Origin of the sequence: Okeania sp. SIO2C9 (assembly GCF_010672455.1) — a bacterium.
Taxonomy (GTDB): domain Bacteria; phylum Cyanobacteriota; class Cyanobacteriia; order Cyanobacteriales; family Microcoleaceae; genus Okeania.
Map to the genome: position 1 here is coordinate 1 of NZ_JAAHGO010000014.1, position 10,215 is coordinate 10,215.

Annotated in this window: 7 protein-coding genes and 2 pseudogenes; 5 read left to right on the forward strand and 4 right to left on the reverse strand. The window is 39.1% G+C overall.

From position 1 onward, the window contains the following. Positions 1-898: 898 nt before the first annotated feature. The 3 genes and pseudogenes from F6K23_RS14350 to F6K23_RS14360 all read right to left on the reverse strand — a co-directional run. A pseudogene (locus F6K23_RS14350) lies at positions 899-1,201 on the reverse strand (filamentous hemagglutinin N-terminal domain-containing protein); the annotation flags it as partial. A gap of 238 nt (positions 1,202-1,439) precedes the next feature. After that, complete coding sequence (gene larC / locus F6K23_RS14355) at positions 1,440-2,753, reverse strand: nickel pincer cofactor biosynthesis protein LarC (RefSeq protein ID WP_293156442.1); 1,314 nt, start codon at positions 2,751-2,753, stop codon at positions 1,440-1,442. Between the two features lie 109 nt (positions 2,754-2,862). Next, a complete protein-coding gene (locus tag F6K23_RS14360) occupies positions 2,863-4,071 on the reverse strand; it encodes an RNA-guided endonuclease TnpB family protein (protein WP_293156457.1) in 1,209 nt (402 codons plus the stop codon). A gap of 209 nt (positions 4,072-4,280) precedes the next feature. Here F6K23_RS14360 and F6K23_RS14365 point away from each other — a divergent pair, with 209 nt between their 5' ends. The 5 genes from F6K23_RS14365 (at position 4,281) to F6K23_RS14385 (ending at position 9,487) form a co-directional block, all read left to right on the forward strand. After that, positions 4,281-4,937 carry an L-threonylcarbamoyladenylate synthase gene (locus tag F6K23_RS14365; protein ID WP_293156445.1) on the forward strand — a complete coding sequence of 219 codons (657 nt, stop codon included), beginning with the start codon at positions 4,281-4,283 and terminating at the stop codon, positions 4,935-4,937. Positions 4,938-5,464: 527 nt separating this feature from the next. Continuing rightward, the gene (locus F6K23_RS14370) at positions 5,465-6,592 is read left to right on the forward strand and encodes a HetZ-related protein (RefSeq protein ID WP_375340762.1); all 1,128 of its coding nucleotides are present in this window, start codon (positions 5,465-5,467) and stop codon (positions 6,590-6,592) included. A gap of 912 nt (positions 6,593-7,504) precedes the next feature. Beyond that, a complete protein-coding gene (locus F6K23_RS14375; protein ID WP_293156451.1) occupies positions 7,505-8,218 on the forward strand; it encodes a PHP domain-containing protein in 714 nt (237 codons plus the stop codon). Between the two features lie 786 nt (positions 8,219-9,004). Then, positions 9,005-9,217 carry a hypothetical protein gene (locus F6K23_RS42850; protein ID WP_375340763.1) on the forward strand — a complete coding sequence of 71 codons (213 nt, stop codon included), beginning with the start codon at positions 9,005-9,007 and terminating at the stop codon, positions 9,215-9,217. A 105-nt stretch (positions 9,218-9,322) separates the two neighbouring features. Then, the gene (locus F6K23_RS14385; protein ID WP_375340761.1) at positions 9,323-9,487 is read left to right on the forward strand and encodes a hypothetical protein; all 165 of its coding nucleotides are present in this window, start codon (positions 9,323-9,325) and stop codon (positions 9,485-9,487) included. Here the strand turns inward: F6K23_RS14385 and F6K23_RS14390 are convergent. After that, positions 9,465-10,215, reverse strand: a pseudogene (locus tag F6K23_RS14390) (3-dehydroquinate synthase); the annotation flags it as partial. The gene F6K23_RS14385 and the pseudogene F6K23_RS14390 sit on opposite strands and share 23 nt — an antisense overlap.

The window sequence follows — 10,215 nt, forward strand, 5'->3', positions numbered from 1 at the left end:
TGATTGGATCAAGGATTACCTTAACAATAATCAGAATTTAGAAGAGAGCGATAGTGAATTATGTAATGGCGATACATAGGGTTTTTGCCAAAATAATTGGCACTAAAGACGCGGAGACGCTCCAGACAAATTGGATGGGGATTTGACCCATATTAATTTCGCTAAATTCTTTTTCCTATTCAGGGCGCACTATCTTAAGGCAAAAATCTATGACTAATTTTTTTGATGCTTTTATCTAATCGCCAAACTGGGTTTAACAATTGCTGGCACGATACATTGACACGCCATTTTCCCACCGCCAATATTTCTGGCAACAGGACCAATTTGCAAAGCACCCAAACCACCCATGATAAACAAGTTGGACTTGGGTAGACGTAAATGTTTGTCTAGTATGGGTAAACCGTTAACTATTTCTGTGGGATAAGTCTCAAGTAAGTCTTGTAACAAAGGATGCTCTTTGGCATTAAATTTCGTACCAGTAGCCAACCAAATACGGTTAAATTGATGTTTGTTTCCATTGTGACAATGAACCTGCCAGAGATTTTCTTGCCACTGTGCGTCGCTGACTTGACAGCATTCATCGATCCTCACCTTACCTTGATGAGATGCTTTTCTTAATTGCAGCATCATTTCGGGAGTTATCGAACCACCATTACGGGCTTGTTGTATTTGCTGGTAACGGGCAGACCAATCGGTTTCGGCGTGAAAGTCTTTGAGATATTTTGGTCCTAACCAACCAGGCTCGGCATCAAAGATTTTTGACTGTAACTGTTTTCTAGTCATTAGGGTTACAGTTGCACCCAAATTTATTGCACCTTTGGCTAAATGTCCGCTAGTTAAACCACCACCAACGATTAAAATCTTTTCTCCTGTTAACTTAAGTTGGTTTAAATTTAANACCGTTGATAATAGAAGCATTTCCTCCTGTAACTCGTCCTAAAATGTTGCGAGTATCTGGAGTTGTCAGGAAATTAGCGGTTTGGCCAGAATTAACGTTGAATTGGTCAAAACTGTGGAAGAGGTTGGCTCCGTTGCGGGTGCCTCCTTCAATGTTGAATTGGTTGCCTTGTGGTGTGACAGTTGTACCTGTACCGTCGTTGGCCGGAGTTATGGGTTGAGAGGAAGCGGGAGCTGCTGTAAATGAGAATACGATTAAACTTAGAGGCAGAATGCTGTAGGATTCTAATTTATTTGTTTTCATTCCAAATATAGCTAGCTGTTAAGTGCTTGGTAAATAATGTTAATTAGCTAAATTATTATCAGTTATACACCCTAACTCTAAGACTGAATATTGATTTGCCTTCAAACAAAAAGGCTTTGTTGCATAAATGTTGCGACTTGCGTGCGCTATTCCTCTATTTTATTTTATTTCTTCTGTTTGTGCAACAAAGCCATTATTAATTATTAATTATTAATTATTAATTATTAATTATTAATTATTATTTGTACCAAGCTTGTAATGCCATTTTCTGTACTTCCATCAAAGGAATATTCTGCTGTCTAGCTAATTTGACACAATCTTCATATTCAGGTTGCACATTCACAATTTGATTCCCCATCTTTGCCACTTTTAACCGCACTGCTCCATAGTCTGTCTGCACCTGATTAATTGTTCGCTCCAAAATAGCCCGTTTTTGAGTAGAGCGACGAATACCCAGAGTTGTAGTCTCTCGAAATATTACCTCCTCACAAGCAGACAACTTTTCCGGTAGACAAACAATAGTAAGTAACACTCCTAACCTAGATTTTTTCATCGTCACAGGTTGGGTAAAAACATCTAATGCACCTACTGCAAACAAAGCATCAAAAGTATAGGCGATCGCTTGAGGAGTACAATCATCTATTTGAGTTTCCAACACCATTACAGTTTCTAGGTGTGGATGTGGGGAACTAGGAGAATGATATTCTGTAAGTTGAGAATTTTGAGTATTCACCTCCCCTACTCCGATCCACAAACGTAGAATATTAGGAATAGCTAAATCCCGGGAACCCGCACCCAAACCCACACATTCTAGAGACATTGATGGTGGCGAGCCAAAATTACTGGCCAGAGTACAAGCGATCGCGCTACCTGTAGGAGTACACAATTCTTTTTCAATACCATTACTATAAATCGGAACCTGATGCAACTCCCAAAGTTTTAGCACTGCTGGTACAGGTACAGGTAACCGACCATGAGCCGCCCTCACAGTACCCCCACCAGTGGGCAAAGGCGAACAATATAATTGCTCAATATTCAACCAATCTAAGCCTAAACAAGTCCCAACAATATCAACAATGGCATCAGTTGCCCCTACTTCGTGAAAATGTACCTTCTCTGGGGCAATACCATGTACGGCACCTTCAGCTTCAGCCAATTTATGAAATACAGCTAAACTCCAAGCTTCAGCACGTCGAGGCAATCCTGCTTTTTTGATTAATGCTTCAATTTCTGGCAAATGACGGTTGCGAGAATGATTGTGTGTTTCTGTACTTTGGTGATGATCTGAATGGTGAGTATGATGGTGGTGGTGGTCAAAAGTCAGAGGTTCCCCATTTTCAGGATTTGCAGAAGTTAGATTGACATGAAATTTCGTAGCTAGTAAACCGTTACGATGCACTTTTTCAGTGCTTAACTGATATTCCTGGGAAATGCCGAGAAGATTGAGTTTTTCCATCAGATATTCTAGGGGAAGACCACCATGGACTAAAGCACCCAGACACATATCGCCCGCAATGCCAGTGGGACATTCAAGGTAAGCTATTTTTTTCATAAATTGAATTAGGTCTTAGGTGGTAGGTGGTAGTCTTAGGTAAAAGTTAAAATAGCAAGCCATCCTATGAAAAGCCTTCCTCTGCTAAGCTAAAGGACGGGTCTGTGAACTACCCCAATGGGGCTTCTGAACTCACAGGGGAATGCCTCAAGACAGACTTACGCCCAGCTTTTGGTCTTACTTCCCCTACTTCAGCAGCAGTCCTGGTTCCCAAGACTGATAATTGTCTGACGCCTTCTATTCTGATATTCTTGCTGGCATTTTCGTCTCTATCATGGTGTGTGCCACAACTGAGGCAAGTCCATTCTCTCACATCTAATGGCATTTCTGGCATTTGATAGAGGCAATTAGAACAAGTTTTAGAACTAGGAAACCATCTGTCAATTTCTACTAACAAACCACCTTTTTGTTGTAGTTTATACTCAAGGAAATTGACAAATATTCCCCATCCGGCATCAGATATTGCTTTAGCTAGTTTATGATTACAAACCATACCCTTGATGTTCAAATTCTCAACGACTACTATCTGATTGTCATTGACGATTTTTCTGGATAATTTATGTAGAAAGTCTTGACGGGCATTACTAATACGTTCGTGAACTCTAGCCACTAGCTGACGTGCTTTTTCTCTTGATTTACTTCCTTTTTTCTTGCGAGCTAATAAAGCTTGTTTTCTAGCTAAATTTCTCTGATGTTTATTGAGGTGTCTAGGATTCTCATATTTAGATGTTTTTTCTCCATCATGGGTAATGCAAAAATCTTTGACTCCTAAATCAATACCGACTACTTTACCAGTTAACAGCACTTCCGGAGTTTCTTGTTCAGTGTCGAACAACAATGAGGCATAATACTTTGCTGTGGGAGTTTTAGTAATAGTTACAGTTTTTAATTGACCGTCAAATAATCTATGAATTGAGGCTTTAATTACCCCTACTTGAGGAATTTTTACTCCATTGTCAACGACTTGACAGTTTTGAGGATACTGTGCTGATTTTTTCCCATGATAAGACTTGAATCTAGGGTAGTTAGCCCTTTTATCAAAAAAGTTCTTAAATGCCTTGGTTAAGTTGAGGGTTGTTGACTGCAAAACTTGAGAATAACATTCCTTCAACCATGCAGTTTCTTGTGACTTTTTGAGCTTGGGCAAAACTTGATTCAGAGCAACTTGGCTTAATCCCTTGCCTGTTTGTTGATAAGTTTCATTGCACAGGTTTAAGGCATAATTCCACCACCATCTAGCACACCCCATGACTTGAGTTAGTTTTTGGGATTGTTCAGATGATGGGTAAATTCTAACTTTGATGGCTCTGTACAAAATTTGGCCTAAAAACTCAGGTTAACAATAAAATTATGGCACAAGATTTGCTGAAAGTGGTAGCTCCTGCGGATTATTCACTGGTCACAATTAATCTCCACCCTATAGTAGGGATGGGGAATTCTTGCGACATTGGGTTAAGCCCATTTTGTGGTAAATTTTTTCAGTCTAAAATCTAACACATACTTTTTCTATAATCTAAAATAAAAATTATGGCAATATTCTATGAACTTCATCCTGATACACCCCAGCAAAGACGTGTAGAACAAATTATTAGCGATCTGAAAAATGGGGCAGTGATGCTTTATCCCACAGATACCGTTTACGCAATAGGTTGCGACCTCTACGCTAAATCTGCTGTAGAGCGAGTCAGACAAATTAAACAACTGTCCAATGATAAACCTCTGACATTCCTCTGTTCCTCTCTGTCCAATATAGCCAATTACGCCATTGTGAGTGACTCAGCCTACCGAATCATCAAACGTTTAATTCCTGGCCCTTACACATTTGTGTTGCCTGCCACAAAGTTAGTCCCACGACTGGTGATGAGTCCTAAGCGAAAAACAACGGGTATTCGGGTTCCAGACAATCGATCTTGTTTGTCTTTGTTGGATACTTTGGCCAATCCTATCATTTCAACATCAGCTCACATTACCAGTGATGCGGAAGGAATGGCCCCAGTAGATGTAGGAGCAGTTACTGGTAAAGCAGAATTATTTGATTGTCTAGAAAATTTAGTGGACATCATTGTTGATGACGGTTCTGACCCTGGATATCAAGTATCCACTATCCTGGAATTAACTGGCCAAGAGCCAAATCTGATTAGGCAAGGTCTTGGAGTTGAAACTGTAACAGCTCTGATTGGTTAACTAGTTATAAGCATTTCAGCACTCAGCTTTCAGTATACAATCTGCCACTACAACCTAAAACCTACAACCTAAGACCTACTACTGTGCCACTTGTGTTTTTGTTACACGGGTGGCACTGCCAATTTGAATATTGTCACAGTTTCTTTAAGTTGGATAGTTTTGTAAGTAAAGTTCTGATTTTCAGTGTATATCTAGCTTTCGTTCGTTTTAGACCGGAATCCGGAAAATATATCTTTGATTTAATACCAAAACCACATCATAAAAGTGGAACCCTCCTCTGCAAATAGTTGGGTGAACTTTCCTATAGTCGTAAGTGTAGAGGCAAGAAACGAATCACACAGATTTCACAACACCTAATCACTCTACATGATTACTTCGTACACCTACTGTGCATTATCCAAAGGTAAAATCAAATGACTGTTAAGATTGCTCACTCCCCCAACTCCCTAAACACAAACACTGTTATCGCTCCAGAAGTTAACAACAGCAAAGTTGAAAATCACACTACAGCGAATACTGTACTAGAAATGAATACTGAAACTTTAGCTGCTGTAGCTTTGCAAGAATTGCAAGGTACTTTAAAAAGTAAGCCCGCAAAAGCTGAAACCGTAACTACTCGCATCGCCCAAGAAGTAGAGCGGATTTGCCAAAAGAGTAATCGGATTCAAAATTCTGGTGAAGTTCAATCTTGGCAACTTAGTTTGGCTCGTCATCGCTTGCAAAAGTGCGTACAATACTACAAACTTGGTTCTAAGCAAGGTCGGGTAGAATTACACTCTCTGCTAGCTTCTATGATTTATCGTCATATTGCTTCTTTTAGAGCACAGTTAAGTTTCCAAGGTCGTTATAACTTGATTGAGGATTTTCTGCAAGGTTTTTATATTGAGTCTTTAAGAGCTTTCCGTCGGGAACACTCCCTCGATCAAGACTATACTCCTAGAGTGAAATTAGAATTGGCAGAATATATGGCATTTACTGAACAGTACGCCAAGCGTCAAATTGGTTTGCCAGGCCGGAATCGTCAAAGATTGATTGTACTCCGCGCTCAAGGTTTTGCTAAGGGTCAACCTCCTGAAACTTCTCTTGATATTGAAATGGCAGTTGAGTCTCCCAAAGGTGAAGATGCAGAAGCTTTTAGTCGCTCTTCTGCTGTGCAACAGGTACGGGAGCAAATGGTTTCTGAAGCTGTTGACCCCGCTGAAGCTGTATTGCGCGATCGCGTAGTTTCTGAATTAATCAATTACTTGGAAGCTCAAGGTCAAGACCAATGTATTGATTATCTGCGTCTAAAATTACAAGATTATCAAGCATCTGATATTGATAAGGAGCTAGGTTTAACTTCTCGTCAACGGGATTATTTACAACAACGTTTTAAGTATCATGTTGAAAAATTTGCTTGTTCTAAAAATTGGAAGTTAGTGCATCAATGGTTAGGTGCTGACATTGACCAAAAATTAGGTATGACTTCTAATAAATGGGAAGCTTTCCAGGCAACTCTTTCTCCTGAACAACAGCAAATTTTACAACTCAAGCGCAATGGTGAAGATGAACAAGCGATCGCGAAGACTATTAAATGTACTCCGAAACAGTTACAAAAACGTTGGGCAAAATTGTTGGATATGGCTTGGGTATTTCGCAATAGTGACCAAAGCTAGTATGGTATTGAAAATGAAACAGATTCTTTTTACTAATCCATCAATTAAAGTTTGCTATATGGGTCATCCTGCTTCTGTCTAGGGTGGGCAATGCCCACCTTATGGAAGTCATACCGTTTCACGGAAGTTATAAGTCAAAAGCGAATGCGTAATTCTGAGGTTTCCTCAGAATGTAAGACGAACTCAAGATAGTCAAAAGTCAAAAGTAAGATTTTATTAGAGCTATAAAACTTTAATTATACAGTAATTTCAGGAAATTATTTAATATTTCAAAGTTTGAAACTATTTGTAATATCTTTAAACTGAATTTGGTATCAGAAGTCAAAAGTCAGAAGTTAGAAGGCGCGAAGTGAAAGTTGATAGACTTAAAGTATTGACGCTTACAATAATTTCAGCTTATTATTCCACATCGCATCGGTTGCTGACTATTTGTGACATCCTTAGAGTCAATTGGTATTACATTCAGTCTGTTTAGGATTTTTATGTTATTTAAAATACAAATAAATTGGGACTAATATCATGTTCGGACGATCGATTATTATTATATTTACTAGCCAGTAGCCAGTTAGAGTAGCCTTCAGATTACAGAGATACAGTAGTCATTAACTATCTCGAATTTAGTATTAGCATTCCATAAACCAATAAAGCTATTTGAACTATTACTAATTACTAATTGCCAATTACCTATTTTCACAGATCTTATTAACTATTCAACCGAACATAATTTAATCAGTATAAATACCCTCTTATTTTATAAGATAAATTTTTCCCATCATTCCCATCAAATCAATACTATTTAATCAATTAGATATTTTTAAATATAAAATTTTAATATATTAGTTAGCTGAAGCTAATTAGCAGTTTTGGATAAAAATTAGATATATTGGATAAAGTAACGATTTATTAAAATATATGTCTATCAATATAGCTTTGGCTCCTGATTTGACTAATCGAGTGGCCAATAACTACTCTCAAATTAAGCAAATCTTTGAAACTATTGATGCTCATAGCTGTCCATACTCTTATAACTTTCATCTGCATACAATCCACTCGGATGGACAGTTAAAACCTGAGAGTTTGATAGAGCAAGCAATTGCGATCGGCCTTAAAGGTTTGGCCATTACCGATCATCATACTGTTGCTGGTTATCAAGTAGCTAAAAGTTGGTTAGAAAACTGGAAATCTAATGATGGAGACCGCGAGCGGTTAGCACCGACTTTGTGGAGTGGAGTAGAAATTAACGCCAACTTAATTAATATTGAAGTACATATTCTAGGATATGGCTTTAACCCAGAACACTCAAGTTTGCAGCCTTATTTGACAGGAAAAGCTGCTCAAGGTCAAGAATATCAAGCGGATAATGTTATTGCTGCTATTCAACAAGCTGGTGGTTTAGCGGTGCTTGCTCATCCCTGTCGTTATAAGCGTTCTGCTACCGATCTAATCAAAGCAGCAGCTAAGTTAGGTATTGATGGTGTAGAAACCTACTACGGTTATACTCACACTAAACCCTGGCATCCTAGTCCAAAACAAACAGAACAAGTGAAAAAACTCAGTGCTACTTATGGTTTACTTAATACCTGCGGTACTGATAGTCATGGAAAAAATCTTTTAGTACGTTTATAGGGTGGGAATACCTCTACCCCACCCCAATAATTAATTAAAGCTGTATTGACATACTCCTGACGTTGCACTTAGGCAACACTGTAGAATTTAAATTGTCTGCGGAGTCGCTGTTTATACACCAGGGTCTTCTACCTGTATTTTTATTAGACTTGTCGGTATTCTATTATGAACTTCCTTTACTAAAGTTCACGGAAATTCTTACTGTTTCTGTTAAATTGAATTGCCAGACCTCTTTGATTTTAGTGAAAGGGGTCTGCTGTTTTTTTAGCTTCCATTTGCTATCATTATTGTTGTCACCAGCATTACCCCAAAGCTCATTAGTAACAAAACAATTCCCAGAGATATTGACTGGCCAAGATGTAATGATGATTTTGATACTCTCATAATTTTTATCACAGTTTGTTAAATTGATGTATTCAGGATAACAAGTGTTGTAAGAGTTCGAGGCAAATATTAATATTTTGTGATTAAACTTATATTTTCTTGATATTAGACATCTCCAGATAAAGAGGGGGTAGGAAGTAGAATTAGCACGCTATTTAGCATTATTTATTTTATTTAGGACTTACACATGAACGCTATTGGTATTGGACTGTTTCATCTAAAATAGTGCAATAGATATAGTCAGGAAAAAGTTGCTATTTTAAAGATAACCGCTTTGACTCAAAATGGAAAATCAGAAACAGGCGATCGCTGTCAATTGACAGCAGGAAACAAGCGATCACTATTGAATTGATGGTGATAATTATTGGGTCTTAGGCAGTCTCAAAAACCGGATAAAGATGTTTGAGTTTAACCCTGGCATCATCAGTCGAAAATTGCCAGCTCACCTTAGAGGCAGTTTGGTTACGCTCGGTTTGCCATGCAATTAATTCTTTTTCCAAAACAGTTCCACACCTAGAGCAAGTTTTAGAACTAGGAAACCATCTATCAACAATGGTTAACGCGAGATCCGTACAGTTGACATTAGATCCGATAGAAGCAGGAAGTAAATATTAATTCGTCACTGTTTGTGACGTTTTGTGTCAGTTTTATGAAGCAGAAAATACTAATGAATTAATAGGGGGTGTATCATATCAAATCCGGTAGCATCGGTGTAATTAGATGGGGAGATGGGGAGATGGGGAGATGGGGAGATGGGGAGATTGGGAGATGGGGAGATTGGGAGATGGGGAGATTGGGAGATGGGGAGATTGGGTCTGGGAGTTGGAGGAGTTTTTGCTAGCTTACTCATTTTCTACTGTCCTTACTCAAGACCAAGATCACTGAGATACATTTGTCTACCTTTTCCGTGATCAGGCAAGGAAGAACATAACTGCTTGTGATTTTCAATGGCTGCTTGCAGCAACCCTGACGATACCTCTTGGGCGTAATCACAGGAACCGATGCCCTTAGGCAATGGTGCCCACAAACCCTGCTCTCCTCGCTTGCACCGCATATTTTTTTGACCTTCAAGCATTAGGTCAATATTTTCCAGGATTGGGTGGTAAACGGATAAGCCAAGAGAACGACACAAATCGATAATGCGATCGCGTTCTGTTGATTTGAGCCAGCCCATCTCTACGGCTAAACTCGCACCGAAAGCCATACCAATAGTAACAGAATGACCGTGCATCAACTTAGCAGCAGGTTCAAAACGAGGACTCCAGGTGTGACCATAAGCATGGGGACGGTCTTGGTAAGTCTCGAACATATTTGTCCCTTCATGCTTCATATAGGAGAATAATGCCCGATAGATGACTTCATCGGCAATTTCTCCTAGTTTCTCGTCTGCCTCGAGGGTAGCAAAGTGAGTTTCCAGCAATTGCGAACCGTATTGTTCCATCAACTCGAACAGAGTTGGGTCATCAGTAACAGCCATTTTAATAATTTCTGCCATGCCATTGCGGACATGCCCTGTGGCCAAGGTGCCGAAGAAATTACGGTCTACCAAAGTCAGTACTGGTGGATGATAGGCTCCAATGCTGTTTTTGAATTGGCTGCCGTTAGTGCAGGTG

Excerpts from the sequence above, each read along its gene's own strand:
- larC (WP_293156442.1), bottom strand. The coding sequence starts at position 2,753 with ATGAAAAAAATAGCTTACCTTGAATGTCCCACTGGCATTGCGGGCGAT.
- F6K23_RS14365 (WP_293156445.1), top strand. The coding sequence starts at position 4,281 with ATGGCAATATTCTATGAACTTCATCCTGATACACCCCAGCAAAGACGT.
- F6K23_RS14370 (WP_375340762.1), top strand. The coding sequence starts at position 5,465 with ATGAATACTGAAACTTTAGCTGCTGTAGCTTTGCAAGAATTGCAAGGT.
- F6K23_RS14375 (WP_293156451.1), top strand. The coding sequence starts at position 7,505 with ATGTCTATCAATATAGCTTTGGCTCCTGATTTGACTAATCGAGTGGCC.
- F6K23_RS14385 (WP_375340761.1), top strand. The coding sequence starts at position 9,323 with ATGGGGAGATGGGGAGATGGGGAGATGGGGAGATGGGGAGATTGGGAG.